Here is a 17657-nt window from a genome sequence, read left to right as displayed (position 1 = left end):
AGATGAAAATCACAAACAAATATTTAGTAGAAGCTATTGTTTTCTTTAGTTATGTATTATTTGCAATGGCCTGGGTTGGTGGCACCGCTAGCATGCAAAGTATCATGCTTTCTCTTGATGTTCACAGCCTAGCCTCAGCAAGCTTTATCAGCGGTGCAGTCACTTTAGCTAAAATAGTCGGCACCTTCGTAGCTGCCTGGATCGCAATAAAACTCGGTATTAAGTATGCTTTTTTTATTTCCAGCCTCTTCATCACCATAGGTTTGTTAACCCCCTACGCAGCAAATTATGAATTGCTACTACTGAGTCGATTTTTGATGGGACTTGGTGGTGCCTTTATGGTGGTGTACTTTAACCCTATCGTTTTACGCTTTTTTAAAACAGAAGAGCGGGCCACTATTAATGGCATAAACGCGGTGGCTTTTAATATAGGTACAGCAATAATTTTGTGGCAAATGGAAAGTATTAATCAACTCACCGGTAGCTGGCGTAATAGTTTGGCACTATTTTCTATCATCAGTTTAGCACTTGCCCTGCTATGGCTTTTTGTAAAAATTGAGCAGCCTGAGAAATTAGCACAAAGCCAAAATCAAATAGCAGAAAACTATAGCTACCGCCAAGGATTAAAAGATGCTTTCAATTGGCTATACGGTTTAGCCTATTCAGGCATTTTAGCTTTTTACATTTGCTTGTTCACGTTTTACCCCAAAGCCGGTATTGTGCAAAGTAAGTGGGTTATTGGCTTTGGTATTGTTGGCACTATATTCGGTATTATTTACAGTAAAAAAGTACCTTTTCGCTTACCTGTTATACGTTGGTCTGGTTTAGTTGTTGTGATCAGCACCGCAATTTTTTCCTTTAGCGAGTTATATTGGCTGCAAACTTTTGCTGCCATGGCGTTAGGTTTTTTTATCTTCCTGCCAGTAACCGCGTTAGTTTCAATACCACACGAACTTCCTAAGATGACAGCTGCTCGCATCACCATCGTCTTTAGCATGTTTTATTCCATCAGTTACTTAATCTCGACACTAATTTTGTGGTTTTTCGGACGTTTGGTCGATATCAATCAAGGTGACTATACCTGGTCATTTGTGCTTATCACCGCACTTAGTTCGACACTCTTTATTGGTAGTTACTTTTTGCCAGAAACTGGTAGAACAAATAAACTAAAATTAGAAGGAAACTAACATGCGCGGTGTTGTATCAACTAATTTAAAACCTTTCCTCAAGCAGGTTAATGAAGCAATTGCACAAGCAGCAAAAGCAAACGCTCTTTTTGAGGTAAGTACTGTAAGAAAAAATTTAGAAAACTTATCCAACTACATGATAAAAGGACCTGACATTGCAACAATAAAAGATGTCAGCTTCACTAATCAAGGAGCAATAATTGCAGCACGAATTTATAATCCAGCTCCGACACAAAGTCTACCAGTATTACTGCATTTTCATGGTGGTGGCCATATGTGTGGCAGTATTGAGTTGTATGATCCTATCAGTCGAGAGCTCGCGATAACAGCCAATGCTATTGTTATTTGTATCAACTATCGCTTAGCACCTGAACATCCTTTTCCTTGTGGTTTAGATGACTGCCAATACTTACTAGAAAACTACCAAACCTTATTAAAAGGTTATCCGCATAGTGACGAACTTTATATTGCAGGCGACAGTGCCGGTGGCGCCATTTGTACGAGTTTAGTGATGAATAACCTCGACAATTCTATGGTTGAGATTAATAAACAAATTCTAATTTACCCAAGTGTTGATTACACCATGAGCTGCCCTTCAATCAAAGAAAATGGTCATGGCTTTCTCTTAGAAATTCATAAAATACGTTGGTATTTTCAACAATACTTTAATATTGAAGGTAAAAATTTCTCAGAAACGTTATCAAATGAAGCATTAGAAATAGTAAGAAAAAACTCACCGCTATTTGGCCGGTTTGATCATCGTATACCCAAAACCTTGGTTATCACTGCCGGTTGTGATCCTTTGCGAGATGAGGGAGCTCTTTACGCTGATAAAGCCATACAAGCGGGTGTGAGTGTTGACCATTATCAATTTAACGAACTGATCCATGCCTATATGTTGCTATCAAAATTGATACCTGAACAGTATCAGCAAACATACATGATCATTAAAAAGTTTATTAACAGTGAATAAAGGCTTAAATGGCCAACGCCGAGCAATAAGTTATCCACTTCCTATATGGGCTCCTCAGTAATTTTGAGACAGCCCTTTTTTATCAAGTTTGATTCTGTTTAATAAGTTATTGGGCGGTCCAAGCGCCGTCCATAGGTAACGCTGCACCTGTAATACTTCGAGCGCTGTCACGACAAAGAAAAAGAATAAATTCGCCAATTTGCTCGGGCGCCATCATTTCAGGTAACGGTTGTTTTGCCGTCACTAATTGATATTTAGCCTGTTCAAAAGTCGTTCTTTGTTGCTGCGCAACCGCAGATATTTGGTCATTAATCAGTGGCGTATCGACCCAGCCAGGACAAATGGCGTTAACCGTAACACCTGATTCAGCACACTCTAAGGCCAGTACTTTTGTCAGGCCAACTAAACCATGTTTGGCTGCACAATACGCGGATTTATTGACCGAGCCCACTAGTCCATGAACAGAGGCAACGTTAATAATTCTTCCCCAGCCCTTGCTTTTCATCATAGGAAGTGAATTTTGAATGGTATGAAATGCCGCAGATAAGTTTATCGCAATAATTGCATTCCACTTATCAAGCGGAAAATTTTCGGCTACTTCTGTGTGTTGTATACCGGCATTATTCACTAAAATATCGATACTACCCATATGGTCAATTGCACTAACAATAAGACGTTCAATACTTTCAACACTTCTTAAATCAGCATTATCAAACAACACATTTATGCCATATTGACCGGAAAATTTACCAGCTAACTTTTCGCCTTCAGTTTCCGACATTAAACCATGCAGAACTAAGTTTATTCCTTGAGCTGCTAATACATGTGCGGTTGCTAGGCCGATGCCACTTGTCGAACCGGTAATTAAAGCAACTTTCCCCTTAAGCATAATTAATCCTTACATTATTAAATATGTATAAGATTATCGTATTTCACCTGGCGAATATTTGGCACCTTAGTACCATAAAGGCTAGATAAAGCCTCGGAAAATACATAGGTTTGTATGCTGTCGGAAGATATTCAGCTCTAAAGCCGCCAACATCGCCAGATTTTATATTGAAGAGAGATAATTCAAGTAACTTTAACGAATTAAAATACTATCAATAATGAGACAATAGACACTATAAACCAGAATAAATAGTCCCATATAGCGCATAGAATAACGAAGAAAATTACTTGGTTTAAAAGTTAAATTGAGGGTGTCTAAACATTCGCGCAACGAGAGTAACAACAATAAGATGCCAAATAGCACCATCATCAAGTACTTGCCCCAATAGACTATATCCATATTGCCTCCTTAATCCCTATTTATCAGGGCATGTCGACCGAGTCACGTTAGGTAAAGCCAGATTATTACAGAGCTAACTGTTGACATTATTCAGGCATAACGCCTATTACACACTGTAAACAAACCGGTTATTTTTTGACCACACCTTAATATTAGCAGCTATGCTTTTTTTCGGGTAAAAATTCGTTTCAAAAATGCGGCAATTGCAATAACAAATATAACGCCAAACTTTTTAAGGAAAATAATGGCGGCAGCGATAAAGCCTGTTTTAGCAATTACTTTACCTGCAACTAGTGCACCTAAACCATAAGCGGCAACTTCATCAAGCTCAGGATCAAAATCACTATACTTTGCACCTTGGTCAAAATCAGCAATCGCTAGCACTGAATCTAACTCAGCGGCAATAAGATCTTTTTGATCAATTTGAGCGATAAAGTTCAGAACTAAAACGCCTTTGCGGCCGAGAACTCGAATATTATAATTGAGGGTATTAACTTGGTTTTGACCGAATTTAAGCTCTTTCGCCCAATGCAACTTATGAGTTTCCTTCTCATAAAAGGGTTGCGAAGCCCAGCCAACAAGAGCTATTTCAGCATAACCCTGTTGCACTCTTTCCTGACTTACAACTGCAGTATCTTCTTTCATTTGCTCTAATAATTCGTCGTAATCAATTTCTTCAGCGTCGGCATCTGAAACATAACCATCTTCTTCATATTCAATGGTTACCGCCCATGAATCTGCATCAAACGGCGTCATACTAGCGGGAAACAGCATGCCTAATGTTTTTTGCCCGGGAGGATTTCCCCAAACATCAACCAATACTTTTTCAGCATCACCCGGAGATAAATAATAAAAACTTTCCGGCACATTTAACGTGGCAACCGCATTATCAAGTTTAATTTCACCCGTTAAACGATTCAGTGAATCCCAAACTTGTTGCGCCCACTGCTTATATTTTTCCTCTTCGCTTAGTTCTGTTTGAGTAGTAACTTGCTCTTGCGCAAATAAAAATAACGGCACAAACGTTAATATTGTCAATAATTGTTTTATCGCTTTCATTTCATATCCTTTGATGAATACATCCTTTTAATGATCATATGCTTAATAATAAACTGTACTCTGAGCGTAAACCTTACCTCAGAGCAAACTAGAGTTCTACTGTAGATAAATTACTAAGAAAATACAATTAAGCGTTTGATTTTAAATGTTAACATGAAAAATATAGCATGTTGATGATATGCACTTAAAACCTGAAAATCTATGTTCTAATAGCGGTTAGTTAACTTTGTTCGCTATTATCAAGTCTTTCATTTAGTGCTGCCATCACTGCCGCTAAGCGTTGCTTTACGGTAAGATCACCATCAATTGTTAGCACCTTTGCTTTTTTATTAGCTAACCAGTTAAGATGTTTAACGCGATTGCGACTATTAAAATTGGGGTTTTCATATTCTTTTGCCCAAGCTATAAATTCTTCATCAACGAAGCCTAGCTCTTCTTGCTCTCTAGCTCTTAATCGACGTAATCTTATTTCCGTGTCTAAAGATAAAAATGCAATTAAATCAAAACACTCTTCTAATACATCACCCCAACCTAAAACAGAGCCAGCAATAACGCAGGAATTAGATTTTTTTGCTTGTAATATTAACGCTAGCCTTGAATCCGTATCACGCTTTTTCTGATAGGCGGGTATTGTTGGTAGCCAATAAAAGTCATCGGCATCGAAAAACGTAAACGCTAGTTTATGCGCTAGCGCTTTTCCTAACGTTGTTTGCCCAGAGCCAGAGGCTCCGATAATAAGAATATTCACTTAAGCCATACAATCAATTGACGCTGACTTTATTCAGCAATAATTTAAAGCTCTAGATCAAAAACAACATTCACCGAGGCAGAAAAAACAATATTTTCCTGTAAATAACGGCCAGGTTTGGCGCTACTGCTGCCCATTCGAGCACTTACAGCATAGGTTTCAGCATCACTATTAGCGCCGTATCTATGATGAATACGATTACTATTAGAATTAATACTATAGATAGCGCCCAATTTTGCGTCAAAAGCATTCGCCAGCACTTTACCTTGGGCTTTAGCATTTTTAACCGCCAGCGCATTTGCCTCAGCTTTTAAGGCTTCTTCTTGAGAAGATTTCAACTCGATATTTCTAATAGCATCAATTTTGACACTTAACGCAAAGTCCATAAAAGCATTTAACTTTGCTATGTCATTCAAGGTGATTTTCAACGCTCGTCTTGCGATATAGCCTTCAATTTTATTACGCTCACCACGATCGTATGCATAGCGAACCTCAGTGGAAATATTAGAAGCAGAAACATTGGCTTCATCAATATTAAATTGCGCCAAACCGTCTAATAAATTATTTACCCGTTCATCAACATTTTGTTTAGCGTCTAAACTGGTTTTCTTGGTACTTTCAACATTCAAATGCACAATAGCGATATCGGGCATAGCCATCATTTCTGCCGTCCCTGTTACGGCAATATGGCGATTACTTGGCAAACTATTATTGGCAAAAGAGAAAGTCGAAATAGAAAGGGTTGAAATTGCGATCAAGGCAATGGCAGTAAATCGTTTCATATGCGTTCCTAGTAAAACAGTTGATAAATTTGCATAACTAATGCAATAAATTGAAATAAACTATTATCTGATAAACAAGAGTAGGTTTATTCAGCCTAAATTTGACTACTCAACAAAGATTAAGTTTCTCAATTAGCTATATTTTCTAATAGATAGGTTAAGCATAAACCATTGAATATTAATCTTAGCTGAACAGCCCTTAGTATAAAAATATATTTTTGAATAGTTAGCTACTTGACAATATAACGCTCGATTTGTTGAAGAAAATCATCTACCGTTCAGCTTTCATTGCGCACAACAATTAAATTAAAATATTTATACTTGGCTTAACGTGAGAACCAGCAAGCATGTACTTAATTGAGACCTTATTACAGAATAAAACCATTATAACTGTGGTGTTAGCTTTCCTCATCATTACGCTTAAATTGCTTATTACTCGCTTTATTAAGCGTCGGGCGAAAAAGAAAAAAATCGATAAACGTTTTACGGTAAATTTACTCAATAATATATTTAACTTTGCTTTGATTTTCATGATCTTTAATATTTGGTCAGTGGAAATTCAAAAGTTTGCCTTCTCTATTGCGGCCTTTATTGTCGCAATTGTTTTAGCTACTCGCGAATTTATTCAATGCTTTATTGGTTTTATCTATGTGATTTCCAATCGCCCATTTCGCATTGGCGACTGGATCCAAGTAGGTAAACATTATGGCGAAGTTAACTCTATCGACTGGGCAAATTTAACCATTCTCGAATTAAATATCGACAACTATCAATTTACCGGTAAAACGGTATATATTCCCAATAGTCAGTTAGTAACCTCTGCCATTAAAAATTTAAACTTCTTAAAACGTTATGCCGTCCATAATTTCACCATTACACGAGATGGTAGCGTCAATCCGTTTGATTTTATTGATGCTTTAAAAGAAAAAGCCAACAACTACTGTGCTGACTTTAATGACGTTGCGGTAAGGTACAACCAAGTCATTGAAAATCGGCTAGACATTAATATTGCAGGGCCTGAGCCTAGCATTGAAGTGGCAACTTCCAATTTAGGTGATACCCAAGTTATATTTACCATTTTTTGCCCAACAGAGCGGGCAATGGAAATAGAAAATAAACTTACCGCTGATTTTATGAACTTTTGGTTTAGTGCCAAAAGCCACCCGTAACTCTTGGCAAAACTAGCTTCGCGACTGCTCTGTAACGGTATAATTTAACTAGAGACTTTGTTAGAGGTAAAATACCATTAACTAACGAGGTCAAAATGCCAAAGAAAACATTAACAGCAGAATTTAAACGTGAGTGTGCTGAGCTAGTCATTGTTCACGGTTATAAACATAAAGATGCGGCAGCAGCAATGGATGTTGGATTATCGTCAATTCAGCGCTGGGTAAGCCAATATAGAAAAGAGCAAAAAGGTTATACACCCAAAGCTAGCGCATTAACGCTAGAGCAAATCCGCATCCAAGAACTAGAGAAACAAGTTAAGCAGCTACAAAGTAACAATGCGCTGTTAAAAAAGCTTCAGCCTTTTTCGCTATGGAAATGAGCAACGGCAGCAAGTAGCTGCCAAGCTGAAAAAGGCAGGAAGTAAAGTTAGGCAAATATGCCGTTGTCTATCGATTCCGTTTAGCTCATTTTATTATCGAGCCAAGCCTAAGCCTATCTGTCCTGAGCGTGTGAAGCTTGATGCTGCGATGAAGCAAATCCATGTTGATATGGATGCCACTTACGGTAAAGTACGTATGCACGGTGAGTTGCAAGCATTAGGCTTTGATATTGGTCTTCACCGTGTGCGTACATCGATGAAACGATTAGGGTTAGTCGCTAAACGACCTAAACAGCATAAATATCCGGCTGGAGGTAGGCCATCGGTGATTGCACCTAATTATTTAAATCGTCAGTTTAATCCGCAAAGCCTCAACAAGTTGTGGTCGGGTGATATTACATATATACGCACACAGCAAGGCTGGTTGTACCTAGCAGTGATTATGGATTTATGCTCTCGTAAGGTAATTAGCTGGGCGTTCTCGGATAAGCCCAATAGCGAACTAACAACACGTGCTTTACGGTTAGCCGTGAATAAACGACAGCCAACTGATGGCGTGCTATTCCATTCAGATCAGGGTGTGCAATATACGTGTGAGGCATTTCAGCGTTCCCTGAAAGAACATGGTTTAGTCTCAAGTATGAGTAGAGCAGGAAATTGCTTGGATAATGCGGTTACCGAGCGATTTTTCCGCAGCTTAAAATCAGAGCGAGTTAACTATCGTCGTTATCAGACAAGGCGTGAAGCAATGGCTGATATTATTGATTACATCGAGCCATTTTATAATCAGAGACGGCGACATTATAAATTGGGGAATGTCTCTCCAGCAGAATATGAGATGAAATTAAGAAAAAGTGCCTAACAAAGTCTCCAAGTTTATTTGACCGTTACACATTAAAAAATCTCACAATTTTGAACAAAATAAGAAGCGACTATATCCGCAGCATCTTTACTTTTGGTATGTGTTTGAACCATTACCCAATCAACCATGTTCTCATAAATCTTTTGCTGACTATCTTCCATTTGCCTCTGGATAAGGTAATAAGTATTAATTTGCTGAGCAATAATTAATGAGGTTGTAGGAGACATTTTCTCAATAGAAGCTAGCTTAGCTTTTACATGAGGAAAATAATCTCTTACGTTGTTTTTGATTCGATTTTTAGTTAATGGAAGCAAAGTATCATCTGCTTTTTCTTCTACTTTTTTGGGTTCATACTTAGTATCACCATCTTCAGTATCTAAAGCACCTGTAGCCAACGAATCAATCAACACATTAATTTCTGACTGGATGGAGTGTTGCCTCCATAGCTCAGCTTGCTTAGCTTTACTGATCAGCCCTTTTTTGACCTGATACAAATGATTGTACTCATCAACGGTACGGGGTTTATCAAATTTATTATGGCAGCTTGTACAAAGTGGTATTAAGTTATCATCATGCTCAGGATCTTCGTGGAGGCGTTTTACATCCTTTAAAAGAACTTCCTCTTCAGGTTTAGGATGTAACGGGTAGATATGAGCTATTTCATAGTCTTTATAATTCACCTCACTTTTTTTGTAAAATAGTGGGGTACTAGATAATGGACATAAGCCATTAACCTGACTAATTAATATTTCCTTTCTGTTTGGCGTAATACTTTTTCTATCTTTTGCCATACATCCTCGATTAGCAATACTGCAATTCCATTATTATTTCCTGTTATCAGACGAAAACCAGCTCCCGCTGGTTTTCGTCTGTGTTATTTCCTTTGCTCCCAAAGAAGCCAAACCTTCGGGCAACTAGTCATGGGGATTTTAAACCAAGATATAGGGAGTAGCTTGTCAATTTCTATTATTTAACCTGTTAAATAAATCAATTGCTTTCTGATTTCCAAATTTAGCAGCTAAAGTAAGATGCTTTTTCATTTTAACTACATTTTTCTCACCTTGATAAATCATGGCTAAATTATAATGAGCACGATTTGAATTATTCTTAGCTGCTTGATTGTAATAGGTTTTAGCTAGCTCAAGGCTTTGATTAACCTTTTGACTTGTTGCATAGATGTCACCTAACAACATTATGGCATCTATATTCCCTGAAATTGCAGCCAAATTAAGCAACTCTAACGACTTATTAATGTTATCTGATTCAAACTCGTGAAACCCCATAAAGTAATATGAAGTTCCACTATCATCATTAGTTTTAATCTCATTAAACAAGCCTAATGCTCTCTTTTTATCAGCTTTACTTGCTTCATTGAGAAATAAAATTTGAGCATATAACCTTGCCCAATTTACATATTTGTATGAAGGAAATTCATGTCCCTGTTTTTCTACAATTAGGAGATACTTTAAACTAGAATTATGATCATCCATTGTAAAATATAATTCAGCTAAATTTTGGGCTGCCGACTCTACTCCTGCTTTAAATGCAATAACTAGCTTTTCTTCCGCCTGCTTTAGGCTTTCATCATCTCTCTTTAACATCAAAAGAACTCCAAGAGCATTATTTTTCCAGTTATCACTTAGCTTAGATGTATTGACTACTCTAATAGCATTGTCAATAACCAATGATATTGGGTTGCTAATTGCATAATCAACTTGAGCTTGAAAGCATTCAATGTTCTCATCACTGCATACTTCAATATAGTCTAAGCAAACATGCTCTTCTATTAACGATGTTTCAGCCAAAGCACCAATACTGATAGCATAAGTACATATAAAAATAAAACTAAATCGTTTCACTTAACGCATACCTCCAAAATCTAACTTACCAAGTTGCCTTTCAAGCCACGATGAATAATTACCTGTTGATGGATTCTGAACAGGAGTCATTGCTTTATATATATTATTACTCACAGCTTTGGCAGCAGGACTAGATATTTTAGCTGATGCTCCTGCACACAAACCAGAATTGCCATGTGTACAGCCTTCTACAGCAACAGTTACATCTGCATTCTGATCTACTTTTAGTGCCACAACTCCCGGAGTTGATACACTTGCACCTTCCGAGCTGATGGAAACGCCATCTTTGCTTAATTCTGGCCCAGATACATTTCCATCACTATCAAGCCCGACTAGCTTTTGCCCTGCAACTTTAATAGAACCATCAATTTTTCCATCACTTAATTGGAGTATATCTTTATCTGATACTGATTCAAAATTCGGAGCATCATCATTGAGCAACCTAGAGAACGCACCTGTCATAGCACCATTCGCAAATTTACCTCCTGTTATAACAGAAGCTGTGCCACCGATAACAGCGGCTTTAACTGCATTACCTATTCGAGCCATACCTTGAGGAGCATTAGTAAACAATCCTTTTACATTTCCCATTGCTTGAGTAAAACCAGCAGACAAGAACCCATGCCCAAACTTACCTCCATTGAGAACACTACCGATTCCACCAGCCACACCATGCGCAACGACTTTCCCTGCTCCTGCTGCCATATTATGGAGTTGTCCGAACATCGCCCCCGTAAATGCACCTACTAACGCACCTCGTAATGAGCCTGTGGCTATTCCGCCAGCAACAAATCCTGCTACAGCTCCACCGGCAACCGTGCTACCAAAAAATGCACTAGCTGCTGGTCCCAAGTATACTGTTACAACAATTGCCGCGATTGTCCGCCAATACTTCTTAATAAATTTACCAAGCTTCTTAAAGAAGTATCCACTAGGGTCGGTATAAGAAAGCGGATTATTCAGCACGTAACTATAGCGGTTATAATTTTGACTATTCATCGGTGCTTGAATATTAGGATCAGCCTGTAAGAATCTACCTAAAGTTGGATCGTAGATCCGACCGTTCATATGAATAATATCCACATCAGCAATGGATTCATGCCCCGTAAATTCACGATTGGTTGGCGGCATAATACTGGCTAATGAAATATCAGAAGCTAAATAAACATCGTGACCTTTACCCCAAGGATCATAAATTTTATGCTGAATTACCTCGCCGTTCTTATTGGTGATAGACAGCGGTGAGCCCAAATGATCTTTGTGTAAATAACTTTCTTCCGTCGCGCTACTGCCAAGTGCGTTGGTACGCTCAGTAATAACCGTATTGCCAACATAGAATTTATATTCTATTAAGTCATCATTTTTACCGGTACGAAAAACCTTTTCATGGCTGCCTAAATAAGCCGTATGGGTATTAACAGTGGCATCACCATTTAGGCGTTGATCATGACGATAAAAACGTTTATGCCCCATGCCATAAATAAAGTCAGTTTGAATATCACCTTGCATTATCTGCACAACTTTATCAAAGCTGCTGTACACTATGGTACGATTGCCATCGGTAGTAATATTACCGTTATTGTCGTAATCAAAACTATAGTTTTTACCCGCTAGCGAGGCACTGTTTAAGCGCTTAGTACTGCTATTGTAACTATAACTACTGTTCGCTCCTTTACTGGTAAAGTTACCGAAACCATCATAGCCATAGTTTTCACTCATAGTGAACAGCGCTGGCGCATTACCTTGTGTGGTAATATCAATATTACGCTCAGTTAACCTATTAAGCGCGTCGTAAACATAGTCAACCGAGTAGTCAGAGCTGCTGGCTAAGTTGCCGAATTGATGCTGTCGAAATGCCAGGTTGCCATTACTTTCATATTTATAATTTAGCGCATGATGTGAGGTATTACCTTGACTAACAACATGGCTACTGACCAAGCCTGTACTATCATAATAACCAATACTTTCAGAGGTGCCATTGGCATAATCTACCTGTGTGGTTTGCCCACTTGCATTCATTGAAATAATTTCTTGGTAAACTTTGTTATTAGCCGTATTTACCAAGCGATAAGGGTAGCCATTAGTGTTGTATTCGTGGCGTATCGTCAAACCCAAACTCGGATAGCTTTGCGTATCGAGTTTGCCATTGCTTGCCAAAAAAGTTGAATAACTATGGTATTCGCCATTCAGTGGATTTATTAAGCCGTTGATTATTTTTTTGCTGTGAAATGCTCTACCGGCACTGTCGTACTCAACTTCAGTTCCTTGTATAAAGTCCTCACTTGTACATTCTGCACCTTGTTCACCATCAAAGTACTTGGTGGCCTGCACTTTATTTTTACTGAATTTTGACGTGTCTGTACCGTATATCCAGCATTGGGTGTAGTCGTAGCTAGATTGTCGAACTTTACGACCCGTACTATCAAACTCAGTGGTTACGCTGTCATCATTGGCATTTTCTTGCCAAATAAGCTTACCAAAAGCATTGTAACGATAATTCCAAGTGCCTTTATCAACATCAACCATTCGAGTTTTGACACCATAGGAAGAGTAAGTATTTGTTACCTGAACAATGTTGATACTGTCAGCAGATTTTGTGACAGTTTTTAAATTGCCGTAGGCATCATATTCATAAACTAAACTACCTTCAATGGCATCTTGTACCGAAATAACTTGCCCTAGCGCATTCACCGTTTGGGTGGTGGTATTACCTTTACTGTCTGACTTGTCAGTAATAAACCCGCGGTAGGTGCTCGTTGGGTTTATCAGTTCCCCTTCATATTCACTGCTAACATTAGGAATACTGATGCTTGCTACTCGACCATAAATGTCGTAATTGTATTGCGAAAATTCCGTGCTACTGCTATTACTCGAGTTGCTCGCTAAATATTGCTTAAATATCCGCCCTTGTGCGTCATACTCTTTAAATGTGTAATTATAACCACTGCCAAATGCTTTAACTTTAGTGACTATTTCTCGACCAAACTTATCAAACACAACGCGTTGTGTTGGTGTTCCAATCTGTTGAGTTTCAACATAATAGTACCCCGTACTAACTCCATCAGTAGAGCAATTCGAAACACAATAATTGCTAATGGTATATTTATACGCTGATGCTGACGATTTTTCAGCAATAGTGTTCCCCCAAACATCAAGGTGTTTAATAGCGCTAACACCGTTTTCATCCGTTATCGTAATCGAATTAATGCGGCCTGAAAGCTGATCGGCACTATTTCCATTATAGTTATACGTGGTGGTCATGTTTGGAGATGATTGGCTGACTACAACTCGACCGTCGGCACTGTAAACGGTTGTTGATACAATAGTAACGCTTTCATCGTCTCCGTCATTAAGCAAGCCGGATTTACTGATCGAGTTTTTATGCCCAAAGCTGTCATAACCTAAGGTGGTAGTTAAACCATTTACGGTTGATGTGTGCAATAAGCCATTGGCAGTATAGGTAAACCCTGAACTACGACAGATATAATTTGTTCCCGAGCATTGGCTTGTAACATCACTAAATGCTTTTGTTACTTGTGAACTTGATAAGCGTCCTTTTTCAGCACCACCACCACTGCCATTATATACATTGATGGTTAGCGTTGAATGAACTAACGTGCCCCCGGTTTTTTCGTCATTACTATCAAACGTAGCGCTTTCATATATGTTCACTTTACTTTCAGTAAGATTACCCCAATTGTCGTTATATTCATTGTTAGTAACAGTTGTAGATAACTGGTAATAACCACCATCCGTGCCCATTTGATAAGAGGTTTCTTCACTCGTTGCAACATAAGGAAAAACTCGACCATTTTCACTGGTTGTTGTTGCTAACATATTGACGGAATGACTTAACCTTGACACACCGTCTGGAGCTATTTGAATAGTTTTTTCCGGCATTCCGATAGTGGCAAAACTATCGGTATTTTGGCTATAGTAGGTTTGAGTCACGATACCTGTTTGCTCATCGGTGGTTCTCAATGCTCTAAAACCTAACGCACCCAGTCCTTTACGGTGTAATAGGTAGCCGCCGTACTGATAACTTATCGCAACATGACTGTCGTTGTTGCTATCACTAACAACCCTTTTAACTACCGTCATTGGCGAATTTAATGCTAATGTATCGCTGGATTCGTAGGGCGATTTTATTCCGAGATTCACACTGTCATTGAGCATGTTGTCGTATTCAATGCTGGTATTAACCCCCCAACCATTGTCAATACCGGTAATAACATGCTCGAAAACCTCCATATTTTCACCGTACTGCACGTCCCAGCCGTTGCTATCATCAGTGGTTAAAAGATCGAGTTTGCCATCACCATTAACATCACCAAATCGCACAGCGTCGTCATTATCTCTAGCTAGAGAACCTCGATATTGCCACGCAATACTCTCTGCATTGGTATATGGTGTAGATAACAAAAGGCTCCAACTGGTATTGCTGGTGGGTTTTAAAATATCAGCTCGACCATCTCGATTAAGATCGACAAAGTAAATTTCATTAACTTCATCATCTGGACTGGTATGGTTCGTTTGATGTTCAAAACCAAAATCTATGCCATTAGATAACACGTAGTACCAAGTGTCGTTGCTGTCTAGGCGATAAACCACATCCGTTAAACCATCGCCGTTTAAGTCAGTTACTCTTAGGTCATCACCGCTATAACTTAAGGTATCACTATAAGTCAGTGTTGGGGCTGCTCTGGTCCCCGATGATAAGTATAACTTCCAATTTTTAACCGTTGATGACGAACTATAAGCCCCCCAGTTCATACCAAATAAATCTCCGCAATCTTCACCTGCAATAATACTTCGTGTTTCACCGGTACGTGAATTTCGGCACCCTACGAATGTGGTGGTGGTAGAAACTTTAGTTAGTAAGTCACTACGCCCATCACCATTCATATCAATGGCTGAGGAGCTTTTCATATGAGGGCTATGCGCAACCGTTTTATTATCAAACGTTAAATCTGTCACCGTTGCGGGAATGCTAATAGCCTTAGCATTGCTAAAGTCACCACCAAAACCATCATTATTATCATCATTAAAATAAACTTTTAAATTGCCATCTTTAAATACAATATCTTGTAAACCATCGCCATCAACATCAAGTACTTTGGCGTCACCCTCAAAGCCTTTTGCAACTATACCTAGATCAACTGTAGAGTATGTACGTTCATATGGTATTTGTTCACAAAACCCTTCCTCACAAAACTCTCTAGTAGATGTATGAGGTTTATATGTGAGCACATGCCAATTAGCACTATCGCCATTAGCAACGAGAAAATCTTGCTTGCCATCACCATTGTAATCAATAGTTAACGCGTACGGGCGATCGCTATCACCAGAGCCAATTGTTGACAAAGAATCAGGAGCATTATTAAAGCTAGGTCCGTAGAATGCTTTCCAGCCATTATCTTCATAGATAATATCGCTATAGCCATCTGCGTTTATATCTAGAACACGTACATAGTCTCTATTTTTTGAGGTCGATGTTAAACTTGAAACTTTCGAATGAAAAGGACTATAGTCTGTTGATGTTGCTACGGAAAATGTGTGACAATCTGTGGTGCCATTGCCACTGGGTTCACATTCTTGCTGTTCCTCAGTACTTGTTACAACAGCTGCAGGACGTTGCCAAGTAAACGACAATGGAGCCAAACAATTTTGGTTGGCTGATATACATTCCGTAATGCTATCTAGATAGGTTTTCTCGTCGATGACGTCAGTACCAAAATACTCAAGGTCATAGTATCGATGTGCATCACCATCAGAAGTAATGACGACACTTTCGAGTAAATCATTTAATAGAATTGGGCTACCCGATGTGTAGCCCGCTTTGGGTTTATAGTGCCCCTCAGTACGGTAATTAAACATAATTTGATTAAAATGAGATGAAGCGCTGACATTTTCATTTTTGCCATATTCTATCGAGGCTAAAATATGCTTGCCACTCGTTGTATCTTCACTGTAGTGATACTCAATGAGATTACCTGCAACGTCTATAATTTTTGCCAATGCCCAAAATTTAGCCAGTTCATTGTCACCTGACGCCCTATTTGGCTCAACAAATGAATCTTCGGTACTACCGTAATAATAAGTATCACCAGACTTAGTTTCGACGGTAAAATACTCTGGTCCTGCATCAACAGCACTGCCAATGGCAGTAATAGTTGAAAAACTGGCAACGCGCGTAGCATAAGTAGAATTGGCGCCACCATAATTACCTGAAAGCAATACTAGCTGTTGACCGTTTAAACAGTACAAATCGTTATCGTTATACTCTACTCCAGCAATCTCCCCATTATGTTCCATATTTTTGGGACAACGAGTTATTGCACCACCAGCCCCTAAAGACCAACCATGTCCAAGCAGCCCAGAACCACCTTGGCTATTGTAATTTAAAGAAACCTCAGGCTTAACACCAGCAACGCCGGCAGGGAGATTAAGGGGAACATTGTAGGTCGCTGCACCAGACTCATTAACACGAAATTGCCCACCGGTTAGTCCTACGTTATTACTGAGACCTGTCGCGTTAAATGTGTCGTCTATAGAAGCACTGCCATTAAATTCGATGACATCAAAATATGCGGATTCTTTATAGTCTGAATAAGCACCATTTTGTAAGCTTCTGACACGATACTTATATCGTCCACTTGAAAGGCTTTCATCTAAATAAAAATTGCTGTTTGAAATAGTTTGTGTGTTCCCCCAGCTAGCATCGCCTAATTTTCGTTGTAGTTCAAAATCAGCATTGACATAATTAGTTTTCCATACAACTTTTACACTTAAATTAATCAAGTCTAGGTTACTTACGTCAACAGCTAATACATCCGCTTTAACAATGTTCACGCTATTTGACCAACTCCCCGTATTAACACAAGAGTTATAGGTACAGGCAACAACCCGTATACTGACATAACCCGCAAAGCGCTCATCAAGAACCGTAGTTAACAGTTCGGTGGTAAGTATACTAACCCACTCACCCGCTTCGTTTAATGCTTGTATTTCATACTGGCTTGCATGCTCAACATTATTCCAAGACAACATTGATACATCATCGTTTATAGATATCTGAACATTTGTTGGAGTTGCTAAGCTTTCTGCTGGAACATAAGGCACAAACGTTGTGATGTCGCCAACGCTTATTGGTACCCACGTTGTATCCGCTTGGCTTAACGAAGAGAAAAATATAGTAATACAAACAAGTATATGGCGAGTTATAACGTTCATGTTATGCAGTCCTTGGCAAATAATGCTACCGGCAAGTGTGATGTTTTTAAATTCTTAAAATATTATTTTTCACTGGAAGGTCAATTAAAACGAAGGAAATAAGGAGCTAGATGATAA

At 38.8% G+C, this 17657-nt stretch carries 12 protein-coding genes and 1 pseudogene; 5 read left to right on the top strand and 8 right to left on the bottom strand.

Going from position 1 to position 17657, the window contains the following annotated elements; genetic code table 11:
• Window positions 1-2: 2 nt before the first annotated feature.
• Window positions 3-1187 carry an MFS transporter gene (locus AC27JP_RS14760; RefSeq protein ID WP_487116398.1) on the top strand — a complete coding sequence of 395 codons (1185 nt, stop codon included), beginning with the start codon at window positions 3-5 and terminating at the stop codon, window positions 1185-1187.
• A 1-nt stretch (window position 1188) separates the two neighbouring features.
• Entirely contained in the window at window positions 1189-2160 is a 972-nt protein-coding gene (locus AC27JP_RS14755; RefSeq protein WP_487116396.1) for an alpha/beta hydrolase, read from the top strand.
• A 106-nt stretch (window positions 2161-2266) separates the two neighbouring features.
• On the opposite strand, the gene AC27JP_RS14750 is transcribed toward AC27JP_RS14755, so the two are convergent.
• The 5 genes from AC27JP_RS14750 to AC27JP_RS14730 all read right to left on the bottom strand — a co-directional run bounded on the left by AC27JP_RS14750 (window position 2267) and on the right by AC27JP_RS14730 (window position 6037).
• Window positions 2267-3049 carry a 3-hydroxybutyrate dehydrogenase gene (locus AC27JP_RS14750; RefSeq protein ID WP_487116394.1) on the bottom strand — a complete coding sequence of 261 codons (783 nt, stop codon included), beginning with the start codon at window positions 3047-3049 and terminating at the stop codon, window positions 2267-2269.
• Window positions 3050-3241: 192 nt separating this feature from the next.
• The gene (locus AC27JP_RS14745) at window positions 3242-3448 is read right to left on the bottom strand and encodes a hypothetical protein (protein ID WP_487116392.1); all 207 of its coding nucleotides are present in this window, start codon (window positions 3446-3448) and stop codon (window positions 3242-3244) included.
• 159 nt (window positions 3449-3607) lie between these two features.
• Window positions 3608-4507 carry a DUF2167 domain-containing protein gene (locus AC27JP_RS14740; RefSeq protein WP_487116390.1) on the bottom strand — a complete coding sequence of 300 codons (900 nt, stop codon included), beginning with the start codon at window positions 4505-4507 and terminating at the stop codon, window positions 3608-3610.
• A gap of 220 nt (window positions 4508-4727) precedes the next feature.
• Complete coding sequence (locus tag AC27JP_RS14735) at window positions 4728-5255, bottom strand: AAA family ATPase (protein ID WP_487116388.1); 528 nt, start codon at window positions 5253-5255, stop codon at window positions 4728-4730.
• Window positions 5256-5299: 44 nt separating this feature from the next.
• On the bottom strand, window positions 5300-6037 hold the full coding sequence (locus AC27JP_RS14730) for an SIMPL domain-containing protein (RefSeq protein ID WP_487116386.1): 738 nt from the start codon (window positions 6035-6037) through the stop codon (window positions 5300-5302).
• A gap of 347 nt (window positions 6038-6384) precedes the next feature.
• Between AC27JP_RS14730 and AC27JP_RS14725 the strand changes: the two genes are divergently transcribed.
• The 3 genes and pseudogenes from AC27JP_RS14725 to AC27JP_RS14715 all read left to right on the top strand — a co-directional run.
• Window positions 6385-7206, top strand: coding sequence for a mechanosensitive ion channel family protein (locus tag AC27JP_RS14725; RefSeq protein WP_487116384.1), 822 nt, complete (start codon window positions 6385-6387; stop codon window positions 7204-7206).
• A 95-nt stretch (window positions 7207-7301) separates the two neighbouring features.
• Window positions 7302-7586 carry a transposase gene (locus AC27JP_RS14720; protein ID WP_487116382.1) on the top strand — a complete coding sequence of 95 codons (285 nt, stop codon included), beginning with the start codon at window positions 7302-7304 and terminating at the stop codon, window positions 7584-7586.
• A gap of 10 nt (window positions 7587-7596) precedes the next feature.
• Window positions 7597-8448 (top strand): annotated as a pseudogene (locus AC27JP_RS14715) (IS3 family transposase); the annotation flags it as partial.
• Between the two features lie 32 nt (window positions 8449-8480).
• Here AC27JP_RS14715 and AC27JP_RS14710 read toward each other — a convergent pair.
• The 3 genes from AC27JP_RS14710 to AC27JP_RS14700 all read right to left on the bottom strand — a co-directional run bounded on the left by AC27JP_RS14710 (window position 8481) and on the right by AC27JP_RS14700 (window position 17540).
• Window positions 8481-9239 (bottom strand): ABC-three component system protein, encoded by a 759-nt coding sequence (locus AC27JP_RS14710; RefSeq protein ID WP_487116380.1) that lies wholly within the window; start codon window positions 9237-9239, stop codon window positions 8481-8483.
• 165 nt (window positions 9240-9404) lie between these two features.
• Complete coding sequence (locus AC27JP_RS14705; RefSeq protein ID WP_487116378.1) at window positions 9405-10307, bottom strand: SEL1-like repeat protein; 903 nt, start codon at window positions 10305-10307, stop codon at window positions 9405-9407.
• The gene (locus AC27JP_RS14700; protein ID WP_487116376.1) at window positions 10308-17540 is read right to left on the bottom strand and encodes a toxin TcdB middle/N-terminal domain-containing protein; all 7233 of its coding nucleotides are present in this window, start codon (window positions 17538-17540) and stop codon (window positions 10308-10310) included.
• Window positions 17541-17657 lie beyond the last annotated feature (117 nt).

Source organism: Colwellia sp. SU-HH01172 (genome assembly GCF_057553355.1).
This window is presented reverse-complemented; position numbering and strand designations above follow the sequence as displayed.